20 protein-coding genes are annotated in these 23,442 nt (G+C 47.8%); 19 read left to right on the top strand and 1 reads right to left on the bottom strand.

The features are described from left to right. Window positions 1-16: 16 nt before the first annotated feature. The 19 genes from MHI37_RS16995 to MHI37_RS16905 all read left to right on the top strand — a co-directional run bounded on the left by MHI37_RS16995 (window position 17) and on the right by MHI37_RS16905 (window position 22,949). On the top strand, window positions 17-814 hold the full coding sequence (locus MHI37_RS16995; protein WP_076334609.1) for an ABC transporter ATP-binding protein: 798 nt from the start codon (window positions 17-19) through the stop codon (window positions 812-814). Window positions 815-896: 82 nt separating this feature from the next. Further along, window positions 897-1,694, top strand: a complete 798-nt coding sequence (locus tag MHI37_RS16990) for an ABC transporter permease (protein WP_256709585.1) — start codon at window positions 897-899, stop codon at window positions 1,692-1,694. Window positions 1,695-1,892: 198 nt separating this feature from the next. Beyond that, window positions 1,893-2,456 (top strand): outer spore coat protein CotE, encoded by a 564-nt coding sequence (locus MHI37_RS16985; RefSeq protein WP_076334611.1) that lies wholly within the window; start codon window positions 1,893-1,895, stop codon window positions 2,454-2,456. 285 nt (window positions 2,457-2,741) lie between these two features. After that, complete coding sequence (locus tag MHI37_RS16980; protein ID WP_179090118.1) at window positions 2,742-4,010, top strand: hypothetical protein; 1,269 nt, start codon at window positions 2,742-2,744, stop codon at window positions 4,008-4,010. Between the two features lie 450 nt (window positions 4,011-4,460). Continuing rightward, entirely contained in the window at window positions 4,461-7,136 is a 2,676-nt protein-coding gene (gene mutS, locus MHI37_RS16975; protein WP_076334612.1) for a DNA mismatch repair protein MutS, read from the top strand. A gap of 27 nt (window positions 7,137-7,163) precedes the next feature. After that, window positions 7,164-9,245 carry a DNA mismatch repair endonuclease MutL gene (gene mutL / locus MHI37_RS16970; protein WP_076334613.1) on the top strand — a complete coding sequence of 694 codons (2,082 nt, stop codon included), beginning with the start codon at window positions 7,164-7,166 and terminating at the stop codon, window positions 9,243-9,245. Next, window positions 9,242-10,018, top strand: coding sequence for a class I SAM-dependent methyltransferase (locus tag MHI37_RS16965; RefSeq protein ID WP_076334614.1), 777 nt, complete (start codon window positions 9,242-9,244; stop codon window positions 10,016-10,018). The genes mutL and MHI37_RS16965 overlap by 4 nt, the downstream gene beginning before the upstream one ends. 17 nt (window positions 10,019-10,035) lie before the next feature. Then, window positions 10,036-11,028 carry a tRNA (adenosine(37)-N6)-dimethylallyltransferase MiaA gene (gene miaA, locus MHI37_RS16960; RefSeq protein WP_076334831.1) on the top strand — a complete coding sequence of 331 codons (993 nt, stop codon included), beginning with the start codon at window positions 10,036-10,038 and terminating at the stop codon, window positions 11,026-11,028. Between the two features lie 17 nt (window positions 11,029-11,045). Beyond that, window positions 11,046-11,291 (top strand): RNA chaperone Hfq, encoded by a 246-nt coding sequence (gene hfq / locus MHI37_RS16955; RefSeq protein WP_076334615.1) that lies wholly within the window; start codon window positions 11,046-11,048, stop codon window positions 11,289-11,291. A 151-nt stretch (window positions 11,292-11,442) separates the two neighbouring features. Beyond that, on the top strand, window positions 11,443-13,935 hold the full coding sequence (locus MHI37_RS16950; RefSeq protein ID WP_076334616.1) for a penicillin-binding protein 1A: 2,493 nt from the start codon (window positions 11,443-11,445) through the stop codon (window positions 13,933-13,935). A gap of 2 nt (window positions 13,936-13,937) precedes the next feature. Further along, on the top strand, window positions 13,938-14,585 hold the full coding sequence (locus MHI37_RS16945; RefSeq protein WP_076334617.1) for a peptidylprolyl isomerase: 648 nt from the start codon (window positions 13,938-13,940) through the stop codon (window positions 14,583-14,585). A 225-nt stretch (window positions 14,586-14,810) separates the two neighbouring features. Further along, on the top strand, window positions 14,811-15,368 hold the full coding sequence (locus MHI37_RS16940; RefSeq protein ID WP_076334832.1) for a DUF402 domain-containing protein: 558 nt from the start codon (window positions 14,811-14,813) through the stop codon (window positions 15,366-15,368). Then, the gene (locus tag MHI37_RS16935; protein WP_076334618.1) at window positions 15,365-16,042 is read left to right on the top strand and encodes a YdcF family protein; all 678 of its coding nucleotides are present in this window, start codon (window positions 15,365-15,367) and stop codon (window positions 16,040-16,042) included. Before MHI37_RS16940 ends, MHI37_RS16935 begins: the two co-directional genes overlap by 4 nt. Window positions 16,043-16,131: 89 nt before the next feature. Further along, window positions 16,132-17,121 carry an AAA family ATPase gene (locus MHI37_RS16930; RefSeq protein WP_076334619.1) on the top strand — a complete coding sequence of 330 codons (990 nt, stop codon included), beginning with the start codon at window positions 16,132-16,134 and terminating at the stop codon, window positions 17,119-17,121. A gap of 25 nt (window positions 17,122-17,146) precedes the next feature. Next, the gene (gene hflX / locus MHI37_RS16925) at window positions 17,147-18,436 is read left to right on the top strand and encodes a GTPase HflX (protein WP_076334620.1); all 1,290 of its coding nucleotides are present in this window, start codon (window positions 17,147-17,149) and stop codon (window positions 18,434-18,436) included. 96 nt (window positions 18,437-18,532) lie between these two features. Continuing rightward, window positions 18,533-19,825: a methionine gamma-lyase family protein gene (locus MHI37_RS16920; RefSeq protein ID WP_083676011.1), complete on the top strand. Its 1,293-nt coding sequence runs from the start codon at window positions 18,533-18,535 to the stop codon at window positions 19,823-19,825. Between the two features lie 62 nt (window positions 19,826-19,887). Further along, window positions 19,888-20,298, top strand: coding sequence for a MerR family transcriptional regulator (locus tag MHI37_RS16915; RefSeq protein WP_076334621.1), 411 nt, complete (start codon window positions 19,888-19,890; stop codon window positions 20,296-20,298). A gap of 45 nt (window positions 20,299-20,343) precedes the next feature. Further along, complete coding sequence (gene glnA / locus MHI37_RS16910) at window positions 20,344-21,672, top strand: type I glutamate--ammonia ligase (RefSeq protein WP_076334622.1); 1,329 nt, start codon at window positions 20,344-20,346, stop codon at window positions 21,670-21,672. A 476-nt stretch (window positions 21,673-22,148) separates the two neighbouring features. Beyond that, window positions 22,149-22,949, top strand: coding sequence for a copper amine oxidase N-terminal domain-containing protein (locus MHI37_RS16905; protein WP_083676012.1), 801 nt, complete (start codon window positions 22,149-22,151; stop codon window positions 22,947-22,949). Window positions 22,950-23,146: 197 nt separating this feature from the next. Here the strand turns inward: MHI37_RS16905 and MHI37_RS16900 are convergent, their stop codons facing one another. Further along, window positions 23,147-23,404 (bottom strand): DUF2642 domain-containing protein, encoded by a 258-nt coding sequence (locus MHI37_RS16900; RefSeq protein ID WP_306010650.1) that lies wholly within the window; start codon window positions 23,402-23,404, stop codon window positions 23,147-23,149. Window positions 23,405-23,442 lie beyond the last annotated feature (38 nt).

Here is a 23,442-nt window from a genome sequence, read left to right as displayed (position 1 = left end):
AAATGGAGGCTTAGGCATGAAACCTTTACCAGTGCTTGAGCTGCAGCAGTTATCACATGTTTATGTGAATGAAAAGGAAGCCTCTCTCGCGGTAGAGCATCTGACGTTATCTGTTGCTCGCGGGGAGTTTATTAGCCTTGTTGGACCAAGCGGCTGCGGCAAGACGACGGTGCTTAGCTTGCTCGCTGGCTTGTTTCCTCCGACAAAGGGGCAGGTGCTGCTAAATGGCGAACGAGTAGCGGGTCCCTCGCCAAAGGTAGGCTATATGCTGCAGCAAGATTATTTGTTTCCATGGCGAACGATTAGAGAAAATGCTGCAATAGGACTGGAAATTGCCGGGCGTAAAACAGCACAGACACTTCAGGTAGTCGATGAGCTGCTGGATGAGCTTGGCCTGCGCGGAGCAGGGCGCAGATATCCGCATGAGCTCTCTGGAGGTATGCGGCAAAGGGTCGCGCTTGCGCGTACACTCGCTACGGAGCCTGAAGTGCTTCTGCTTGATGAGCCTTTCTCAGCGCTTGATCTGCATATTAAGCTGCAGCTGGAGGATTTGGTTAATCAGACGCTGACGAGGCTTGGGAAGACGGCAGTTCTCGTCACACATGATTTGGCGGAAGCAGCGGCAATGAGTGATCGCGTTATTGTCCTCGGCCGCAATCCAGGTCATATCAGGAGCGAAATCATCATACCGGAAGATATTAGGAGTTTAGCTCCAATGGCTGCTCGCAAGCATCCTAGCTTCCAAGAGCTGTTTGATCGCTTGTGGGAGGAGCTGGATAAGGAGGATGGTGAAGGAGGTAAACGAAGTGGCTGATTCCAATCAACCTCATTCCACAGATGGCGATCAGCAGAATAAGGCTGGCATCTCTAACCTTCAGGACGATCGCCGTCACTGGATGAAAGAGCTCCATCTACGCTTTAAAGCTCGGAATCGGAAGATTACAACGGCTGTTTTCGCTACGCAAGCTGTACTTCTCCTATTATTTATTGGTTTATGGGAAGCAGCGGGCACGAAAAAGTGGATCGATCCGCTATTATTCAGCTATCCATCAAAAATGCTGCTGCAGCTGTGGAAGACGATGGCAGATGGTTCGATCTGGCCGCATGTTGGCATGACGGTAACAGAGACGGTCGTCGGCTTTGTGCTTGGCACTATTTTAGGGACGGCAATTGCGGCCTTGCTTTGGTGGTTTCCGTTCTTGTCACGTGTATTTGATCCGTATCTGGTCGTTCTGAACAGTATGCCGAAGGTAGCGCTTGGCCCGATTTTTATTGTAGGGCTTGGTCCAGGTTTCATGTCGATTGTTGCCATAACACTTTCAGTAACGGTTATCATTACTACCTTGAACATATACAATCAATTTCGAGAGATCGATACCGGATATATTAAAGTGGTTAGGCTGCTCGGTGCCTCGCGTTTTCAATTGTTCAAGCTCGTCATTATGCCCGGTTCGTTTCCTGTTATTATATCTACATTAAAGGTGAATGTAGGTCTGGCATGGATTGGAGTGATCGTAGGGGAATTTCTCGTTGCGAAGCTCGGCCTCGGCTATTTGATTATTTATGGCTTCCAAGTATTTAATTTTACACTGGTGCTCTCCAGCTTGATCGTAATTGCAGTTGTAGCGACGATCATGTATCAGCTGGTAGCTGCATTAGAGCGAAGACTGATGTCCGGCTGGCGAGGCAAGTAGGCTTAGGATCTTATTAATCGTCTGTTGACTATGAATTATTTACGGTCTGTACTCATATAGTTGTATGGAGGCGCAGCGAATGAATGTTAATATCCCAGCGCGATTGAACATTAACATTTATATGGGACCACTTAATCAACATTTGCCTATGTCCTGCATACACTTTAAATGAATGATTGTATGGAGGAGGTTAAATCAATGACTATTGCAGATAAGCAGCTCCAGTACAGAGAAATAATTACGAAGGCTGTCTGCGGCAAAGGTCGTAAGTTTTCCACTGTAACCCATACCGTAACACCGCCTCATAATCCGACCAGTATACTGGGAGCATGGATCATTAACCATCAATATGAAGCGGTTCGTTCGGGTGACGGTATTGAGGTAATTGGTACTTACGATATCAACATTTGGTATTCGTACAGTAAAAACTCACAAACGGACGTTGCTAAGGAATCCGTGAGTTACGTTGAGCATGTTAACCTTTCCTATGTAGATCCGAAGCATCGGCCTTCTACAGTTGAGGTATCTGCCGAGGTGATTCAAGAGCCGAACTGTATCGAAGCGAATATTTCTTCGAACGGCTCGAGCGTCGTGATTCGTGTAGAGCGTGAGTTTGCGGTGGAGCTTGTTGCCGAGACTAAAGTTTGTGTGGCTGTTCTTCCAGGCGGTTGCGGCGACCTGGACGGCAAGGATTTGGAATTCAGCCTCGGCGATAATGATTATGAGGATTTAGATCCAGATTTGCTGGACGATGAGCTGTAAGCAAGCCGGGAAGCTTTGCTGTCAAAGTATCATATGCTGCGCGAGCAGCAAATTCGAGGGCGAAAGCCCTCTTTTTTTTTGAAATATTTCAATCGCAGATATGAGCTATTATTAACACAACTAAAGGCGGGAAGCACGATGGCTTCGACGTGGATATGGAGAGGCAGCTATGACCGATTGGAGCGAGTCGCTTATTCTGGCAAAGAGCTCCATACCTCAGGCGAGCGGAATGGGCAGCCGCTTCATGCACAGTCTTGGAAGGAGGTGCAGGCAGGCGACGCTGTAATGGCATGGTCGGATGTCCGCTCGATTGATTGCAGCCGTTTTGCAGGCGCCTTCGTTCTAAATAGTCACGGGTACATAGCAAGCAGACAAACGGATGAAGAAAAGCTCCTCATCTGGCGTCGTGCAGGCTTATGCGGCGGTGCTCCGATGGATAGTGAGCGATTGTTCCGCGTCAGTGTCGTTCATTTGGAGCCAGTGGAAATGATGCGCATCGATGTCTCGGGAAAGCCTTTGCAAGGCAAGAAGCTGCTGCCGGATGGCGCTGACGCCTGGCCGGAGGACCCGGCGCTGCGGCGGGTGGTGCGCACCGCCGTCTTGGCGCTTTATACGCTCGGCCTCGATATAGGAGAGGCCGAGATTTCACTTGGCGGGGACGGGAGGACGGTCGTCCGCGCCGCTTGGCCGAAGCTGAGGGACACGAGGCTGGAGGCGGCATCGCTGCGGCGATTCGCAGCGCGGCATGCCGCGGCGAGAGCGGGGGCTGCGGATCGGCGGCTGTTGATTGGCGCCGATCCTGAGTTTGTGCTGGTGACGCCGGCCGGGAAGATTGCGTCGGCGTCGCGTTTCTTTGGCGCTGGCGTCGGCGGGGCAGCCGGTGCCGACGCGCTGCTTGTGGGGCGACGGCTGCTCTATCCCGTCGCCGAGCTGCGGCCGGAGCCGGCAGAGGACCCTGCCGCGCTCGCCGCAAATGTACGGCGGCTGATGCTGCGCGCCGCCGACCGCATCAGCGACCCCAGCCTGCGCTGGGCCGCTGGAGCCATGCCCGTGCCGGGGCTGGCGCTCGGCGGGCACATCCACCTGAGCGGAGCGCCGCTTACGAGCCGCTTGCTCCGCCTACTCGACAGCTGCGCCGCATTCCCGCTTGCGCTGGTAGAGGACCCCGCCGGGCGGGCTCGTCGTCCCCGTTACGGAACGCTCGGGGACTTCCGCCTGCAGCCGCATGGCGGGTTCGAATACCGGACGCTGCCGAGCTGGCTCGTATCGCCGGCAGCGACCAAAGCCTCCTTCGCGCTGGCGCTGCTATGCGCCCGCGAGGAGCTGAACCTGACCTACATGCCTGCTCTGGATGAGCGGTATGCAGCAGCCTACTACGCTGGCGACCGTACCGAGCTAGCCGGCTGCTTAGACGGCCTAGTCTCATCGTTTGCAGCGACGCTAAGCTATTCCAGCCTAGCGCCTTATATCGAGCCGCTGCTTAATGCAGCAAGGCTCGGCAAAACATGGGATGAGCGGGCTGACATCCGCATCAAATGGCGATTGCCTCTATAAAGGGCAGTCGCCATTTATTTTACTCCGATGCAGCATCAGTAGTAGGAGTGCTTCCATCCCGCAGTCTGGCTTCTATCCTGCACCATTGCAGGATAGAAGCCAGACTACAAGCAATTTTGCAAGCTATGTTGTACGATAGCATCTTAGAGAGCAATATTCGTCACAAGAGCGGCTGATAGGAGCTGTTTTACTGCGAGGATACAATATAGCCAGACTGATATCGCCTATATGTGAAAAGTTAATGCATACGTACAGGATAGCGCCGCGGCTTTAGGCTCGTAGAGCCTTTGCTTTCGGTTATGGCGCACATTTGTTCCGCTTGGTATAATAGATGTCTATTGTTTACTTTGTGGGCTCAATTATTTTCTAGCATATGCCTATGTAATTAACGATATTAATTAACGAAGTGTACAAGCTTTCATGATAGATACTTTATTGAGGAGGATCGGAATGGCTGGATATACTCCAATGATTTTGCAATATCTCGCAATTAAAGAAGAGGCGAAGGATGCTTTTTTATTTTTTCGATTAGGCGATTTTTATGAAATGTTTTTTGAGGATGCCATCGCAGCCTCGCGCGAGCTGGAAATTACGTTGACAGGCCGTGAAGGCGGCGGTGAACAAAAAATTCCAATGTGCGGCGTCCCTTATCATTCGGCTGAGAACTATATTAACAGACTCGTTGAAAAAGGCTACAAGGTAGCGATCTGCGAGCAGGTGGAGGATCCTGCTGTTGCGAAGGGTGTCGTACGGCGAGAAATTGTCCGCATTATTACGCCAGGTACAGTCATGGAATCGAAGGCGCTTGAAGGCAAGACGAACAACTTCATTGCCGCCATCGTCCGTGTTGGCGGGATGCTAGGTCTTTCGGCTTGTGATCTTTCAACGGGCGAGCTCTATGTAACTTCATTCCCTGAGCATATCGAAGCGCTGATTGATGAAATCAATGTTTATCAGCCTTCGGAGCTAGTTGGCGACAGTGAGCTGCTTAGCCAAGTGCAATCGACTGCGGTTTGGAACAAGCAGCTGCTGCTTACTGCACGGGAGCCCATGGCAGCGGATAAGCTGGCAGAGCAGTTCGGCAAGGATGAGCTGGTCAAAATATCAGGAGCACGGCTGCAAGCCGTAAGCGTCCTGACTGGTTATTTGGAGGAAACGCAGAAGCGCTCCCTTGGACATGTAAGAACGATATCAAGCTATGAGCCGAATCAATATATGATTTTGGACCATTATACACGAAGAAATTTGGAGCTGACCGAAACGGTCCGCGATCGGAACAAGAAGGGTTCTCTGCTGTGGCTGCTGGATCGGACGCAGACGTCAATGGGAGCGCGTTTGCTGCGCCGCTGGATAGATAAGCCGCTGCTTAGCAGCGCAGCTGTTGAAGCTCGGCTCGAAGCGGTTGAGACGCTGTATCTTAATTTAATATTAAGAGACGATTTGCGTTCGGAGCTGCAGCCAATTTATGATCTTGAGCGTCTCGTAGGCAGAGTAGCTTTTGGCAGTGCGAATGGTCGCGATCTGAATGCGCTGCGCAGCTCGCTGCGTCGTATTCCGCAGCTTACTGCGATTTGTGAGCAATCGGGATCAGAGGTGCTGAGGGCGCTAGTTGATGGCGCGGATGAGTGTTCTGATTTGGCTGACCTTATTGAGACCGTACTTGTCGAGGACCCACCGGTTACGATTAGAGAGGGTGGATTGATCCGCGCGGGCTATGACAGCTATTTGGACCAGCTCCGCGAGGCGAGCACGAATGGGAAGAAATGGCTGGCTGAGCTGGAGCGTCAGGAGCGTGAAGCGACTGGCATCAAGACGTTGAAGATCGGCTATAATCGCATTTTTGGCTATTACCTGGAAGTTTCCAAAGCCAATCTGTCGATGCTGCCAGAGGGAAGGTATGAGCGCAAGCAGACGCTGGCGAATGCCGAGCGCTTTGTAACGCCGGAGCTGAAAGAAAAGGAAAGACTTATTCTTGAAGCAGAGGACAAAATGGTCGATTTGGAGCATGCGCGGTTTATTGAGCTTCGCGACCATTTATCGGAGCATCTGCACAGACTTCAAAAGGCTGCGGCAATAATCGCCGAACTTGACGTTTATCAATCGTTATCAACGGTGAGCGCCGAGCGTCGTTTTACTCGACCAAGGGTGGTTGAAGGCTATGATTTGCATATAGAGGATGGGAAGCACCCCGTCGTTGAAGCGATGATGGACGGCACTCCTTTTATTTCCAACGGAACCGCTCTAAGCAAGGACGAGCAATGGATGCTGCTGATTACCGGGCCTAATATGGCAGGGAAAAGCACCTACATGCGCCAAGTCGCGCTCATTTGCATCATGGCTCAAATCGGCTGCTTCGTGCCCGCCAAGTCAGCGGTCATACCGCTAATTGATCGGATTTTCACTAGAATCGGCGCAGCAGATGATCTGATTGGCGGTCAAAGCACGTTCATGGTTGAAATGAAGGACATTCAGATTATGACTGAAAAAGCGACCTCGAATAGCCTTGTTATTATTGATGAGCTTGGCCGTGGAACGTCAACGGGTGAAGGTATGGCGATTGCGCAGGCGGTTATTGAATATGTGCATCATCATATCGGCTGCAAAGCGCTCGTATCGACACATTTCCATGAGCTGGCTCATTTGGAGGAATCTTTGCCTGCGCTTGCAAATGCACGTATGGCCGTCGAGGAAAGCGGCGATAATGTAACGTTTCTGCGAAAGCTAATTCCTGGCGCAGCAAGCACCAGCTATGGCATCTATTGCGCTCAGCTAGCGGGACTGCCGCAGTCTATTATTGGCAGAGCCTACGAGCTGCTTGATGAAACGCTTGAATTCGAGGTTGCCAAAATAGAGCCTCCGAAGTCTTCCATTGCGTATGCACAGCCTTCCTCAATTCCAAATGAGGCGAGCACACAGACGGAGCGGGTAATGGAGTCTCGCGGCATCGTTCAGCTGTCGATTTTTGACGAGCCGGCAGCGGCTAGTGAAGCTGAACCAGCTCGGAAGAAAGCAAGTCCAAAAGCAGAACAGCTTGCCGAGCAGCTCCGCAAGCTTGATTTATTTAACTTAACACCGATGCAGGCTATGCAATGGCTGAATGATATGAAAAGTAAGTTGAACAGCTAGCATCGCGAAAGGGGGAGAAATGACGACATGGGAAAAATTAAAGTGCTGGACGAGCAGCTTGCTAACCAAATCGCAGCGGGAGAGGTCGTTGAGCGGCCCGCTTCGGTCGTCAAGGAGCTGGTTGAGAATGCGGTTGATGCAGGCAGCACAACCGTCGATATTTCGATTGAAGAAGGCGGCTTGTCCATGATCAGAGTCATTGATAATGGCTATGGCATTGAGGCATCGGATATCGTTACAGCGTTTTATCGTCATGCAACGAGTAAAATCTCTACGAGCAGCGATCTCTTTCGTATAGCGAGCTTAGGCTTCCGAGGCGAGGCTTTGCCGAGTATTGCCGCCGTATCACGGCTGCAATGCATTTCATCTGAGACTTCAACAGGCCTTGCGCGCAAAATCGTTATTGAAGGCGGCAAGATTACAGTAGATGAACCTGCCAATGCGCCGCAAGGGACAGAAATGATTGTACAGGATTTATTTTATAACACGCCTGCGCGTCTTAAATATATGAAGGCTATTCAAACAGAGCTAGGCCATATTTCAGATTTTATTAACCGCATCGCTCTAGCGCATCCGGGAATTGCATTTACGTTTAAGCATAATGGAAATGTGCTGCTTCGTACACTAGGAACAGGCGACAGGCTTCAGGTCATAGCGGCAGTGTATGGCTCGAATACTGCGAAGGTCATGCTGCCGATTGAAGCGGAGACCTCTGATTATGAGCTGAGAGGTTATATTTCGAAGCCCGAGCTGACTAGGGCGAATCGAAATGGAATTACCGCAATCGTTAATGGACGTTTCATTCGAAGCCATACGATCAATCAGTCGCTGCTGCAAGCGTATCATACGCTGCTGCCGATCAATCGTTTTCCATTAGCGATACTAGAGCTTGGCATGCACCCGAGCTTGCTCGATGTGAATGTGCATCCATCGAAGATGGAGGTTAGATTCAGCAAGGAGCCAGAGCTTCGGGCGATGATTGAAAAGGCAGTCAAGGACGTGCTGGGCCGTCAGCGCCATATTCCAGGCCCGGAGTCCAGCACCAAAGCTGAGCGGTCTAAGCCGCTCTTTGTACAGGATGCCATCTCCTTTCACCGGCCTGAGCCGATGGAGGAGTCCTTCAAGCCGTTTCAGGCTCAGCCGCAGGCGAATAAGCCACAGGGGACGAGCTACAAGCAGCCAGCTATTGACCGGGAATATGTGCCTCGCAATGCAGCTGAGAAGCTGTATGCACCTCCTTCGCCGAGCAGCGAGAGCCAGGCTCTTCGCGAGGCTTCAGCTCCGTGGGAGCAGGCTGCATCTGCCTTAGCAGATACCGTGAACACGGTACATGACCGTATGAAGGAGCAATTGCAATCCCAGCGCGATGCCGCTCCGCAAGCGGATAAAGGAGATATTGTGAACTCTGAGCTGCCATCAGCTGATAATCAGTTAGGCGATGCTGCAATAGCAAGCTCTTCCTCTGTTGAGCCTCCGATTGCCATGCTGCCTAGCGATGGCGATGCACCGGATGACCAGCCTTCCTTTCCTGAGCTGTACTGGATCGGGCAGCATCACGGCACTTATATTGTTGCGCAATCAGAGGAGGGACTGTATTTAATTGATCAGCACGCGGCGCATGAGCGTATAAATTATGAATATTATTATCAGAAATTCGGAAATCCTCAGGCAGCTAGTCAACAGCTGCTTGTACCTTTAACGCTGGAATTTACGGCTGGAGAGGCATCACAGCTGAGGGAGCTGCTGCCGCTGTTTGCTCAGGCAGGAGTTGAGGTTGAGCCTTTTGGCGCCCAAACCTTCCTCGTTCGCGCTTACCCGGAATGGATGCCGCAAGGGGAGGAGCAAGCGCTGCTCGAGGAAATGGCTGAGCTGCTTATTACGGAACGAAAGTCGATTAATATCGGAAAGCTGCGTGAGAAAGCAGCGATCATGTGCTCCTGCAAAGCGTCCATTAAGGCGAATGACAGGATGAACCGGGAAGAGGGCGAAACGCTTCTCGCAAGGCTTGCGAATTGCAAGCAGCCCTATACATGTCCGCATGGACGACCTATTATTGTACACCTTTCAACTTATCAGCTGGAAAAAATGTTTAAGCGGGTGATGTCGTGATTGTTACCACAACGGCAAAGCCATCCTCTCGGGCAATAGATCAAGCCTCGCGCCTCTCAGCGGAGCTTTCAGCATTTCTTAAGGCAAGAGGGAATTTGACGGTAAATAAGCTTTTAACCTTGACGGACGATAAGCGCTTGATTGTGGTGACGGAAAACGAGGTTCGTTATTATGATGGACAATCGGAGATACCGCTTTATTTTCATCCGAGTATGGCATTTGTTCGAGTGAAACGTTTGCGGCGCGGAGAAACGGATCCGCTTATACAGCTATCTGGCTGTGAAGAAGGAGATCATATTATCGACTGTACCGCAGGCCTCGCGTCGGATTCACTCGTTTTCGCATATGCCGCTGGCCCTACGGGAAGTGTAACTGCGATTGAAAGCGAGCCAGTGCTTTGTGCACTTGTACGCGAGGGATTGTCAGGCTATGAAACCAATCTGCCAGATGTCAATGAAGCGATGAGACGCATCGAGATGATCAATAATAATCATTTGAATTACTTAAGCGAGCTGCCTGATAAGAGTGTTGACATCGTATATTTTGATCCGATGTTCAGGAAGCCCATCCATGAATCAAGTTCAATGGAGCCGCTTAGAGCGATTGCCAACATGGATGAACTAACTATTGCATCCATTGAGCAAGCAAAACGAGTGGCCCGCAAGAGTGTAGTTCTAAAGGAGCATCAAGCGAGTGGCGAGTTTTTAAGGCTCGGCTTTGAGCGTCGCCATGTCAATACTTCGAAAATTGCATATGGAGTGATTCAGCTTTGAATATAGAAACGAACGATATGCAGCTTAGCCAAGACGAGCAGCCGGTTCGAAAGAAGCCGCTGCTCGTCCTCATAGGCCCAACGGCTGTTGGCAAGACACGTATGAGCCTTGATATTGCTAAAGCCTGGAATGCAGAAATTATCTCGGGCGATTCCATGCAGGTGTATCGAGGGATGGACATTGGAACAGCTAAAATTGCCATGGAAGAGCGTGAAGGAATTCCGCATCATTTGATCGACATTTGCGAGCCGGATCAAGCATATTCTGCTGCTGATTTTCAAGCAGGTGCGACGGAGGCGATCAGTCAAATATCGGAGCGCGGCAAGCTGCCTTTTATCGTTGGCGGTACTGGGCTGTATGTGGAATCGGTATGTTACCAATTTCAGTTTGCGGATATTGGATCAGACGAAGCATTCCGTCAGGAGCAGGAGCGCTATGCAGCCGAGCATGGGGCAGAAGCCTTGCACGCACGCCTTGCTGCAATTGACCCTCCAGCCGGCGAGAGATTGCACCCTAATGATTTGCGCCGCGTCATACGAGCATTAGAGGTTTTTCATCTGACTGGACAGACTTTTTCTGAGCAGCAAGCGGGTCAAACGAAGGAGTCGCCCTATGAGCTTTGCGTGATCGGTTTGACTATGGACCGTTCGGAGTTGTATCGTAGAATAGAGCAGCGGGTAGATTTGATGATGGAGCAAGGCTTAGTAGAAGAGGTGAGAGCGCTACTTGATAGGGATTTGCCGCCAGCAGCGGTAGCGATGCAGGGCCTTGGCTACAAGGAAATTGCTGATTATTTGCAAGGAAACTGCACGCTCGAAGCCGCCGTGGAGCTTTTAAAACGGGATACGAGAAGGTTTGCCAAGCGTCAGCTCTCATGGTTTCGACATATGAAGGATATCCATTGGATTGACATGGAAGGAAATTTTCACAACAATTTGCAGACTGTTCATGGTATAATAGCAGGAAAGTTTCAAGTTAATCTTGAATATAATTCTAATCAATCTTTTTAAGACGGGGGTAACGTCCAATGAACAAATCGATCAATATTCAAGATACGTTTCTCAATCAGCTGCGTAAAGACAACATACCGGTTACGGTTTTTTTAATGAATGGGTTCCAAATTCGGGGCGTTATTAAAGCATTTGATAATTTCACAATTATTATTGACAGCGAAGGTCGTCAACAAATGGTTTATAAACACGCGATTTCAACGTTTACCCCGCAACGAAATGTTTCTCTAATGCAGCAGGATCATAGCGGCTCTGATACATAGGCGAGAGCGATTAGTGAAACTTTCTAATGACAAGCATCGTTTAACTAGATAGCGGCATGCAAGAGCAACCCGCTCCAAGCTGGGTTGCTCTTTCCGTTTCGTGGGAAAGATAGATTCAAAGGATTATGGAACAACAGGAGGGGATTCGGCAATGGCTGAGCGACCAAGCAGCAAGACTGCACCGAAGAAAAAGAAGAAAAAAAGAATTTCGGGGCGTAAATGGTTTTACGGTTTGTTCTTTACAGGAGTAATTGCGATCGTATGCGGTATTATCGGTTACCTGCTTATCATTTTGAATGGTGAGCGAGTGCTCACAGAAAATGCAAATAAGCTGATTCTTGGTGAAGCATCGATTATTTACGATGTGAATGAGAATGAAATTGCAAGATTGTATGATCCAGATGAAAATCGGGAAATTGCAGAATACTCGGAAATGCCCCAGCAGCTGCTGGATGCGATTGTTGCAACGGAAGACCAGCGATTCTATGAGCATTCGGGCATCGATTTCTTCGCTGTCGGACGAGCCGTGGTGAAGGATGTCATCGCTCGCAGTGCTGTAGAGGGTGCCAGCACCATTACTCAGCAGCTGGCCAAAAATGTGTTTCTAAACGCAGACAAAACGTTCTTCCGCAAAGCAACGGAAGCATCGATAGCTGTAGCGCTGGAGCATAAAATGTCTAAACCAGAAATACTAACGATGTATTTGAACCGGATTTACTTCGGTCAGCGGGTACATGGCGTCAAAGAGGCGGCAAAGTATTATTTTGACACCGACCTAGACAAGCTTGAGCTGTGGCAGGTTGCTACACTTGCAGCTATGCCTAAGGCGCCTAACCGCTATAATCCGATTAAGCATCCCGAGGACTCGAAGAATCGGAGAGCGGTCGTATTGAAGCTTATGTATGATCAGAATTACATTACAGCAGCCGAGATGGAGAAAGCGAAGGCTGTCGTATACGAAATACCAGCTAACCATGAAGAGAGAAAGAACGATAAGTATCCAGCTTTTGTTGATTATGTGATTGAGGAAGCGGTGGAGGTAACGAAGCTTTCCGAAGAAGAGCTTCGGATTGGCGGATACCGCATTTATACAACGCTTAATGAGCAGGCACAGATTGCTATGGATACGCAGTTTAATGATGATGACAACTTTGAGAAAAGCAAGGATGAATTGCAAGTGCAGGGAGCAATGATTATTATTGATCATCGCGACGGCACGATTCAAGCTTTAACTGGTGGACGCGACTATGTAAAAAAAGGACTTAACCGCGTCGAAGTTGCTCGTCAGCCGGGGTCTGCTTTTAAGCCTATCATCTCTTATGGTCCCGCACTTGAATCGGGCAAGTACTACCCGTGGACGGTTCTCGCCAACGATAAGAAATGCTACGGCAATTATTGTCCGACCGATAAGTGGGGAGCGACCGCTGTTACCATGCAGCAAGCAATGAAAGATTCTCGAAACCTTGCATCTGTTTGGATGCTGAATCAGATTGGACTTAAGAGCGGATTCGCTTTTGCAAACAAGCTGGGCTTTACTTTGGAGGACGAGGATCGCAACTTAACGGCTGCTCTCGGCGGCTTGACTAAAGGAGCTACGCCAATGCAAATGGCTACTGCCTTTAGTGTATTCGCAAATGGTGGGAAATCCGTTGATCCCCACGCAATTCTGAAGATTGATGGAAAAGATAACTACTCCTATACCTACAAGGCACCTGCAGTGAAGCAGCTAATGTCTGAGGAGACGGCTTATTATTTGACAGAAATGATGCAGTCGGTTATCGAAAAGGGCGGAACGGGCACAAAAGCGGCATTCGGTCGCCCACTTGCAGGGAAAACGGGTACGACCCAGCATGGTATTCCTAACTATAGCGGGTCCGGTATCCGGGATGCTTGGTTTGTAGGTTATACACCGGAGTGGACAGCATCCGTCTGGATGGGATACGATAAGACAGACAAGGATCACATCCTAAAGACTGGCAGTATTCAAGCTGCGGCCATGTTCTCTAAGGTCATGAAGTCTGCAATGAAAGATGTACCACAGTCTAGCTTTAATAAACCGAAAGGTATTAAAGAGGATAAGCCGCCGGCAGCAATAACGAATTTTAACGCGATATTCATACCCGAAGAAATGAGAGTCCAGTTATCATGGGACGCTTATGAGGATGGGAATGTGACCTATCAGGTCTTCCGCAAGGAAGCTTCGGAAACAGATTATATTAAATTTGTCGACTCTCTCACTACAGGTGTAGATGATATGAGTGCTTTTCCAGGGATGACCTATGAATATTATGTCGTTGCCTACGACGCTGAGAAAGACGAGCTAAGTTCACCTTCTCAGAAAATAAAGGTTGTGATTCCCGAAACAGAAATGTTCCCGGATATTCCGATGGAGCCGGAGCCACATGATCCGGAAGGCGAAGGAACTTTGCCTCCTATTGACGGTGGCAGTACCGGACCGACAGAAGAGCCAATACCGAGCATCGAGCCTGAATTTCCAGAGCCTACACCTACTCCTGGATCGGGGAATGGTACAGTTGAACCGAGCCCGGTAGTTACTCCAGTGGACGGCTCGGATAACGAGAATAATACGAATGCTTATAATAACACTGCAACCGGCGGCAATACGCAAGGAACGGGTGGTTAGTAATGGCGGATAGAAAGAAAGTGCGTTTCCTATGCTTGATCGCGATCGTTACAGCAGTTGCACTTCTGGCTGGCTGCGGCAAGAGTGATTCAAGGGCAGTATCAAGGAATAGCACAGAGACTTTAGCTAAGACGGTAAGTTGGGACAAGATGCCTGAAATGCAAATAGATCTCGACAAATCGTATGTGGCGAAGTTTCAGACAACTAAAGGCGATTTTACTGTCAAGCTTTTTGCGGATGAATCACCGGTAACGGTAAACAATTTTGTGTTTTTGGCTCGTGAAGGCTTTTACGAGGGTTTGACCTTCCACCGTATTATTGAATCCTTTATGGTCCAGACGGGGGATCCAAACGGCAATGGAACAGGCAACGCTGGCTATTTCATACCAGATGAGCTGGGTACGGATATTAAGTATGAAAAAGGCATCATCGCGATGGCAAATAACAGTAGGCCAAATTCGGGCAGCAGCCAATTTTTCATTTGTACAGGCCCCGATGCTGATAATTTGAATCGCGAGCCTAATTACTCGATTTTTGGAAAAGTGGTAAGCGGCATGAATGTCGTAGAGGAAATTTCTAAAACCCCTTTGAAAAACGATATTCCGACTGAAACGATTATTATTAATTCCATTGAGATTGTCGAGCAGTAAAGTGGAAATACCGCCCTTTTGGGGCGGTATTTTTTTGATTTCAGCTTAACAGCTTGGTTTATTTTGTCTGTTGGGTGGAGATGGACGTTAAGATATGGTAATCTTTTTTTATAGGTAAATGTAAACTGTCGGTTGAAGAGCTGTTTTCACTTGAGAAGCAAAGCCAGGAAGAGCCGTGCAGCATGTTGCTGGTTTTTCCAAAATGGACGGAAAGGTACGTTCCGTATGAAGAGAAAATTTTCAGACCGAGCTAACTGGAGACGTATCCTGCGCAGAAGCTATTCATGCTTAGCGCTTGATGGCGATGAGTTCAAAGGTCTCGTTACGTTTTATCGAATACATGAGCTCAGGGAGCCGTTATGGAAAGAATATAACGGACGAAAGCTATGTTTAGCTGATCGTGGTTACTTGTGGATGCAGCATTTTCCAAAGGGAGAGCACTTTGTCGTAACGACGATGTTCGATGATAAGGGACGTGTCGTGCAATGGTATATCGATGTGTGCAAGACGCAGGGCTTGACTGATCAACAGGTGCCTTGGTTCGATGATCTTTATTTGGACGTGGTGGTTCTGCCTAGTGGAGAGGTTTTCCTTATGGATGAGGATGAGCTTGAAGAAGCTTTAAGACAAGGAGATGTAAATGGGAAGGATGTAGCGTTAGCTCGCAAGACGGCTGGAAAGTTGCTCTCGAGCATTCGAAACGGTCGCTTCCGTTATTTCACGCTAAGTCTAAAGCATCGCAAGAGTCTGCTTGAGAGAACTGGAGAGTTAAGCGAATCATGAAAACAGTAACAGGCCGGAGGAGCAGCTCACGCAAACGAACGAAAAAAAATCGTCCGTGGCTGCTCTTGTTTCGTGTTGTTGCATGGATGATCTGTGCAGGCGTATTTTGGTGCGGTTATTTGCTGTGGCTCATTAATGGCTACCCGATCGACAAGCCATTGAATAAGGCAGATGCAGGAATTGTGCTGGGTGCTGCGTTATGGAATGATGTGCCCAGTCCTGCTCTAAAGGAACGATTGGATTTTGCTTTTCAGTTATATAAAGCGGGTACGGTGGACAAGCTTATTTTGTCCGGCGGTCTGGACGGCAACGGATCGACCTTGACCGAGGCCGAAGGCATGCGTAACTATTTGATGGCAAAAGGTATTTCAGCTGACAAGCTGTTGCTAGAAAATAAAGCGACTAGCACCTACGAGAATTTAGGCTACAGCAAAAAGATTGCCGAAGAGAATAACCTGAATACACTCATTGTCATCACGCATGATTATCATGCGGCAAGATCCAAGGAAATTGCCAAAACGCTTGATTTCAAGCAGTTTCAAGTCGCTGCTACGAAATCTAAAGTGTTAAATCCTGTGTATAATGAGTCGCGTGAAGTACTTGCTTTTACTAAATGGAAGGTTGACTGGCTGCTTCTTACTATCGGAATCCGCCCTTCTGATTCGTCGCTGTAAATCTGCTAATATGCTGCTGCAAGATAGAATAAACTTGTAGTGCGGTCAGCCGCTACAGCTTTCGATGCAAAGGACAGGTGATGCGACAAATGAGTGGGCATGTGATATCGGGACCGGGCAATGGCTCTGCTAGGCCTTCCCGCCAAATTAATGTAGTTCTTAGAAGCCAAGAAACATTCCAAACTGGTGCCTCCGCACATGTCTTAGAGGCAGAATCGCTTCCATCGGTAAAGCCGCTTCCAAGCGTAGATCATTACGCAGACATTCAGAAAGAGCTTGAGCCGATGATCGGCATGGACAATGTGAAATCACTTGTTTATGAAATATATGCTTTGCTATATATTAGTCGAATGCGTTCTGAAGCGGGCTTGTTTGGCGGCTCGCATGTTTATCACATGATTTTCAAAGGGAATCCGGGCACAGGCAAAACGACAATTGCCCGAATTGTTGCGAAGCTGTTTCAGAAGATGGGAGTCTTAACTAAAGGGCATCTCATCGAGGTAGAGCGAGCAGATCTTGTAGGCGAGTATATTGGCCATACCGCACAAAAAACGCGTGATCTGGTTCGCAAAGCGATAGGCGGGGTATTATTTATTGATGAAGCTTACAGCCTTGCCCGTGGCGGCGAGAAGGATTTTGGCAAAGAAGCGATTGATACTCTTGTTAAAGCAATGGAAGATCAGAAAAACCACTTTGTGCTCATTCTTGCTGGCTATCCAGCTGAGATTGACGATTTTTTGCTTACAAACCCCGGTTTGCCTTCACGGTTTCCGATACAGATCGAGTTTCCGGATTATTCCGTTGATCAATTAATTCAAATTAGCGAGCTTATGGCTAAGGATCGTGATTATATTTTGCAGCCTCAGACGTTGTTTAAATTACGGCAGCATTTAATGCAGGAGAAGCTAACCACGATGTTTTCGTTCAGCAATGCAAGATACGTTAGAAATGTAATTGAGAAGGCCATACGCTTTCAAGCCGTTCGACTGCTATCGCAGTATGCGAGCTCCATTCCGGCAAAGCAAGAGCTGATGTTGATTAGACCTGAGGATTTGAAATGGGAGACGAAGTCGCAATGACGGCGTATTTTAGAAGGAGTATGAGATGAGCGAGAAAACATTCGACACGAACCCCGATATGATTGAAAAAGCGATATTGATTAGCTTGGTGACCAATAATGTTAAGCGTCACGGTGGAGACCCTGAGCTTTCCCTGCAAGAGCTTGTGCAGCTTACAGAAACAGCAGGCGTTGAGGTGCTCACTACCATAACGCAAAATAAGGAAACAGCTGATTCCAAATGGTTTATTGGAAAGGGGAAGGTACAGGAGGTTAAAGCGCTGGCTGAAGAGCTTGGCGCTACAACCGCTATTTTTGATCAAGAGCTGTCTGGGGCGCAGGTGCGCAACCTCGAAGAATCGCTTGATTTAAAAATTGTAGATCGCACGCAGCTCATTTTGGATATTTTTGCAGGCCGGGCCAAAACACGCGAAGGCATTATTCAAGTGGAGCTGGCCCAGCTTAGCTACTTGCTGCCGCGACTATCGGGCCAGAGCAAAAACCTGTCGCGTCTTGGCGGCGGGATTGGTACGCGTGGACCAGGGGAGACGAAGCTTGAAACCGATCGTCGTCATATCCGTGATCGTATCTTCGATCTTAAGACCACGCTGGAGGAGATCGTACGTCATAGAAAGCTGCATCGCGAGCGCCGCAAAAAATCTGGCGTTATTCAAGTCGCTTTGGTCGGTTATACGAATGCGGGCAAGTCGACGCTTCTTAAGCAGCTCACTGATGCTGACGTCTATATTGAAAATCAATTGTTCGCTACGCTGGATCCAACCTCAAGAACATTGGAGCTGCCTAACGGCAGAGAGGTCGTCATTACGGACACGGTTGGTTTTATTCAAAACTTGCCGCATGATCTTGTAGCTGCTTTCCGCGCCACTTTAGAGGAAGTGTGCGAAGCGGATCTAGTGCTTCATGTGATTGACAGCAGCTCGCCGATGCGTGATGAGCAAATTGCCGTCGTCAACAAAATATTAGGCGATCTCGGTGCTGCAGATAAGCCATATGTAATGGTTTATAATAAAAAGGATTTGTGTATTAACAATGGCTCATTAGCTGATTTGCCAATTACAAGCGGTGATAATCTTGTTATAAGCGCATATGAGAGCGAGGATCTTGAGCTTCTTCGTCAATTGATTCAAGACAAGCTGAGCGGTGCTACCGTAACCTTTAATTTGCCAGCAGATCGCGGAGACCTGATTGCACTTGCTTATCGCAGCGGAGAGGTAGTCAATCAAGAGGTAAATGAGGAGTCGCTTCGCCTAACTGTGCATGTTAGTAAACAAGACTATGAGTTAAATGGGCATCGTCTAAAACAATTTATCGAGTAGCGAATGCTTACGAAGTAAGTTTTGCTCTGCAAAACTAAGTGTATGCTTACGAAGTGAGTTTTGCTTTGCAAAACTTTGAAAAAAGGGGATATCGGAATGGGTTTGCAGCATGAGAATCAAAAGCTGTGGGAGCATCTAGAACAGCTGGCAGAACAGACTGAGGAAGTCGCATCGGAAGCCTTTCGCAGAATTGATCGTATAGCAGAACGCAATCAGTGGAAGGTTATTGAAGCATTTCAACGTCACAAAGTAAGTGATTTTCATTTCACAGGATCGACAGGGTACGGGTACAATGATCGAGGCCGTGAAATTATTGATCTGGTTTACGCTGACGTTATGGGAGCTGAAGCAGCTCTCGTTCGTCCTCACTTCGTTTCCGGGACACATACGATTAGCTGTGCGTTATTTGGCGTCTTGCGTCCTGGCGACGAGCTGCTCTATGTAACCGGCAAGCCCTATGATACACTACATAAGGTCATTGGCAAGCCAGGTGATGGTACAGGCTCGCTGCAGGACTTTGGAATCAAGTATTCAGAGGTTCCATTGCAGGAGGATGGCGGTCTGGATTGGGAAAGTATCGAGAAATCACTGACAGAAAATACAAAAGTTATCGGTATTCAGAGATCGCGAGGCTATTCTTGGAGAGCGTCTTTCACCGTAGCGCAAATCGAAGAAATCGTGAAGCGTGTTAAGGCTTTAAAGCCGAACGTTCTTGTTTTTGTAGATAATTGCTACGGTGAATTTACGGAGCTGCTGGAGCCTACGCAGGTTGGCGTTGATTTAATGGCGGGGTCGCTGATCAAAAACCCTGGTGGAGGAATAGCCGAAACGGGAGGTTATATTGCTGGTACTGCAGCAGCTGTAGAGGCTGCTGCCTATCGCTTAACTGCACCTGGAATCGGCGGCGAGGTAGGCGCGATGCTTGGAACTCTCCGCCCGATTTTTCAAGGCTTGTTTTTGGCCCCTCATTTGGTGGGACAAGCAGTTAAAGGGAGTGTCCTTGCGGCTGCTTTGTTTGAGGAGCTGGGCTTTGAAACGAAGCCGAAGTGGCATGAGGCTCGTACAGATCTCATTCAAGCTGTACGTTTTGGACAAGCGGATCATCTTATTGCTTTTGTGCAGGGCATTCAGCAAGCAGCTGCGGTTGATTCTCATGTCGTTCCTGAGCCTTGGGATATGCCTGGATATGAAAATGCAGTCATTATGGCAGCAGGGACATTCATTCAAGGAGGAAGCTTGGAGCTATCAGCAGATGCGCCAATTCGCGAGCCTTATATTGCATATATGCAAGGCGGCCTTACTTATGCTCATGCAAAATATGGCGTTTTAACTGCGTTGTATCGCCTTGTGGACAGTGGTTTAATTGTGATTAAACCTTACATAACTTGACACATTTGCTTGCTAACGTATAGAATGTACATATAAATGAGCGAATGGAAGGTTGATGCGACATGGCTGATGAGATTCGCAGAAATATGGCCTTATTTCCTATCGGCATCGTAATGAAGCTGACGGACTTAACTGCCCGCCAAATCCGCTATTACGAGCAGCATGAGCTAATCGTGCCCGCCAGAACAGCAGGAAACCAAAGGTTATTTTCGTTTAATGACGTTGAACGACTTTTGGAAATTAAATCATTAATAGAAAAGGGCGTCAACATTGCAGGTATAAAGCAAGTAATGAATCCGGTGTCGAAAGAATCGGATGACGCGACGATCGTAAGTGAGCAATCAGAAGTGAAACGTCGTGAGCTCTCTGATCAGCAGCTGCATCGTTTGCTTAAACAGCAATTGCTAGAGAAAAGACCGGGACAAGCCTCGCTAATTCAAGGTCAATTGACTCGATTCTTAAATAAGCGCTAGATTGGCCAGTATAACAATCGGTTTGCCAACTAAGGAGATGATTCTGTGAGTTACACTAAAGATGATATTAGACGTATTACACAGGAACAAAATGTTCGGTTTATTCGTTTGCAATTTACGGATTTGCTAGGAACAATTAAAAATGTAGAGATTCCCGTTAGTCAACTAGAGAAAGCGCTCGATAATAAAATGATGTTCGACGGTTCATCTATTGAAGGTTATGTGCGTATTGAAGAATCTGATATGTATTTGTATCCTGATTTAGATACTTGGGTTGTATTTCCATGGGTAACCCAAGACCGTGTTGCTCGTTTGATCTGCGATATCTATATGCCTGATGGAACGCCATTTGCTGGAGATCCGCGCGGCATTCTGAAGCGTGCTCTTCGAGAAGCAGAAGCGCTTGGTTATACAGCAATGAATGTTGGACCTGAGCCTGAGTTTTTCTTGTTCAAAACGGATGAGCGTGGCGAGCCTACGACTGAATTGAATGACCAAGGCGGTTATTTCGATCTAGCACCTATGGATATGGGTGAGAACTGTCGTCGCGAGATCGTATTGACGCTTGAAGAGATGGGCTTTGAAATTGAAGCCTCTCACCATGAGGTAGCTCCTGGACAGCATGAAATTGATTTCAAATATGCAGATGCGATTAAGGCTGCGGATCAAATTCAAACCTTTAAGCTTGTGGTCAAAACCGTTGCTCGTGAGCATGGTCTGCATGCATCCTTTATGCCTAAGCCATTGTTCGGTGTGAATGGCTCAGGTATGCACTGTCATCAATCGTTGTTCCAAGACAGTACAAACATGTTCTATGACGAGAAGGATAAATTAGGCTTGAGTGCGGCTGCACGTCATTATATGGCTGGTATTTTGCACCATGCACGTGCAATGGCTGCAATTACGAATCCGACGATTAACTCGTATAAGCGTCTTGTGCCTGGTTATGAAGCTCCATGTTATGTTGCATGGTCTGCAAGCAACCGTTCGCCAATGATTCGTATACCAGCTTCACGTGGACTTAGTACTCGTGTTGAGGTTCGGAACCCGGATCCAGCAGCAAACCCTTATTTGGCACTAGCAGTTATGCTAAGAGCAGGTCTTGACGGCATTCAGAACAAGCTTCCATTGCCGTCCCCTACAGACCGGAACATTTATATCATGACAGAGGAAGAACGTCAGGATGCAGGTATTCCAAGCTTGCCGCTTGATTTGAAGGAAGCACTTGATGAAATGCTTAGAAGTGACATCGTTTGCGATGCACTAGGCGATCATGCGCTTGCACATTTCTACGAGCTGAAAGAAATCGAGTGGGATATGTACCGTACCCAAGTTCACCAATGGGAACGCGATCAGTATTTGACTCTTTACTAAAACCGGAATCCCTTGACGCTGCAAGCGTTGAGGGATTTTTTTGTTATTTGGGAAACTATGGATACTCCGAACCTGTCGATAACAATGCTGCTCCAGAAGCCGGAGAGGGGATAACGAAAGCTAACGGAAGCCAGCGACGCTAAAGTGTCATTTATGGTTAGCTTCACATTTTAACGGAAGTGGGAGACGCTATTACGCAGAAATGAAGCGATATCGTGTATGTAGGGTACAAATAGAGGCCTGTGCTTCCGTTAGAATCTTGAAACGACATATATTGGCGATTTAGCGTCACTGGTTTCCGTTAGAAGTGTGAGCGGACGCGACTGCGATTTCCAATCATCCGTAAGGGTGATTTGTTTGTGCAAGCATGCTTCAATAAACAGTTCTAGGGAGCTGCGCGATGTGCAACATTTACCGATCATTTGCGTTAATTATGTTGAAGAACAATCGTGTATGGAGCAGGAAGGAGGAGCTTTTTGAGAAGATATTTATTATTAATTTGTATCATGCTCGTTTGTGTGGCTTGGATTCCTCAAACTACAGAAGCAAATAACATGACTTTTCAGTCGATTAGCGTACCGAATGACAAAGTGACAAATGGGCGTGTATTGGTACCCATACGTGCCGTATCGGAATATATGAACGGAATCGTTAATTGGAATAAGACAGATAATACGATTAAGATTAGTAAGAATGAGAGGGAAGTTAAATTACAAATAAACTCGAAATCAGCTCAAATAAATGGAGAATTCTATACGCTTGATGTGCCCGCTAAGGTTGAGCGTGGAGTAACTTATGTGCCCATTCGATTCGTAGGCGAGGCTCTAGGATTATCAGTTGAATGGCTTCCGCGTGAAAGGCTAGCTATACTAGTTGACTATGAGTTGCAAAAGAGAATTGATGTTATTGTGGAACCGCCTCTCTCACTTGAGGATGCAGTGGCTATTATGAACAAGGTATCGATAGCATATGATCTGTCAGGGATCAAACAAAAGCAACAGCATTTGAGACCCTACTTCACTGAACGTATGATCCAAGAGATTTTAAGCAGCGGAGGCTTAAAACAATTTCCTGACAATCTCAAACTTCCGTTTATATCTTTTGCGAGCGATAAAAATCCATCCTATCTATATGGAAACGATCAAATGATGTTTATTTCAAGAAGTGTCATGGTTGAACAAGCAGGAGTCTACGCTTCTGAGAACGGAACTTTGGTGAAAACATCAAAGGGTTGGAGAGTTGAAGTTGTACGCTGGGAATTCGATTACCCGCACTAATTTTTCAACCTTTTTATGTCTCCATCTCGAAGTCAATGCTCGATTATTTAAGCCCTAGAGGGGGAGGCCGTACCGGCTTGCCCCTCTAGGGCTTATTTAAAATATAGGAAAGCAGATCATTACGCCATACGATCTCTATATTTCTCCGGAATGAAACGCGCCACCGCCATAAGAACGGCGACAGCCGTTTCTACTTATTATTTAGGCTTAATCCATACGATTTCTGAGATCCGAACAAAATAGATGTCATTGCAGCAGCGAAGTACTACATGGTCTGATTTACAATCGACAACGGTTCCGTCAATATGACCGTCTGTTGTTTTAATGGAAACACATTTGCCGATACAGGATTTTAACACCTCGACTACATAGGGATCTACAGGGTATACGACCAACGGTTGATTATTCATTGCATTCAGTTGCTGTGCTTTAAAGGGCATCGCGTAATTACTCAAAAGATCACTCTCCTCATGATTAAGCCACTAGGCTATTC

This window comes from Paenibacillus sp. FSL H8-0548, assembly GCF_038630985.1.
Classification (GTDB): domain Bacteria; phylum Bacillota; class Bacilli; order Paenibacillales; family Paenibacillaceae; genus Pristimantibacillus.
This window is presented reverse-complemented; position numbering and strand designations above follow the sequence as displayed.

Bases quoted from the DNA above. Each gene is read 5' to 3' on its own strand.
- MHI37_RS16995 (WP_076334609.1), top strand. From the start codon at position 17: ATGAAACCTTTACCAGTGCTTGAGCTGCAGCAGTTATCACATGTTTAT.
- mutL (WP_076334613.1), top strand. From the start codon at position 7,164: ATGGGAAAAATTAAAGTGCTGGACGAGCAGCTTGCTAACCAAATCGCA.
- MHI37_RS16940 (WP_076334832.1), top strand. From the start codon at position 14,811: ATGAAGAGAAAATTTTCAGACCGAGCTAACTGGAGACGTATCCTGCGC.
- hfq (WP_076334615.1), top strand. From the start codon at position 11,046: ATGAACAAATCGATCAATATTCAAGATACGTTTCTCAATCAGCTGCGT.
- hflX (WP_076334620.1), top strand. From the start codon at position 17,147: ATGAGCGAGAAAACATTCGACACGAACCCCGATATGATTGAAAAAGCG.
- mutS (WP_076334612.1), top strand. From the start codon at position 4,461: ATGGCTGGATATACTCCAATGATTTTGCAATATCTCGCAATTAAAGAA.
- MHI37_RS16950 (WP_076334616.1), top strand. From the start codon at position 11,443: ATGGCTGAGCGACCAAGCAGCAAGACTGCACCGAAGAAAAAGAAGAAA.
- MHI37_RS16980 (WP_179090118.1), top strand. From the start codon at position 2,742: ATGGCATGGTCGGATGTCCGCTCGATTGATTGCAGCCGTTTTGCAGGC.
- MHI37_RS16945 (WP_076334617.1), top strand. From the start codon at position 13,938: ATGGCGGATAGAAAGAAAGTGCGTTTCCTATGCTTGATCGCGATCGTT.
- miaA (WP_076334831.1), top strand. From the start codon at position 10,036: ATGCAGCTTAGCCAAGACGAGCAGCCGGTTCGAAAGAAGCCGCTGCTC.
- MHI37_RS16915 (WP_076334621.1), top strand. From the start codon at position 19,888: ATGGCTGATGAGATTCGCAGAAATATGGCCTTATTTCCTATCGGCATC.
- MHI37_RS16920 (WP_083676011.1), top strand. From the start codon at position 18,533: ATGGGTTTGCAGCATGAGAATCAAAAGCTGTGGGAGCATCTAGAACAG.
- MHI37_RS16935 (WP_076334618.1), top strand. From the start codon at position 15,365: ATGAAAACAGTAACAGGCCGGAGGAGCAGCTCACGCAAACGAACGAAA.
- MHI37_RS16930 (WP_076334619.1), top strand. From the start codon at position 16,132: ATGAGTGGGCATGTGATATCGGGACCGGGCAATGGCTCTGCTAGGCCT.
- MHI37_RS16990 (WP_256709585.1), top strand. From the start codon at position 897: ATGAAAGAGCTCCATCTACGCTTTAAAGCTCGGAATCGGAAGATTACA.
- MHI37_RS16985 (WP_076334611.1), top strand. From the start codon at position 1,893: ATGACTATTGCAGATAAGCAGCTCCAGTACAGAGAAATAATTACGAAG.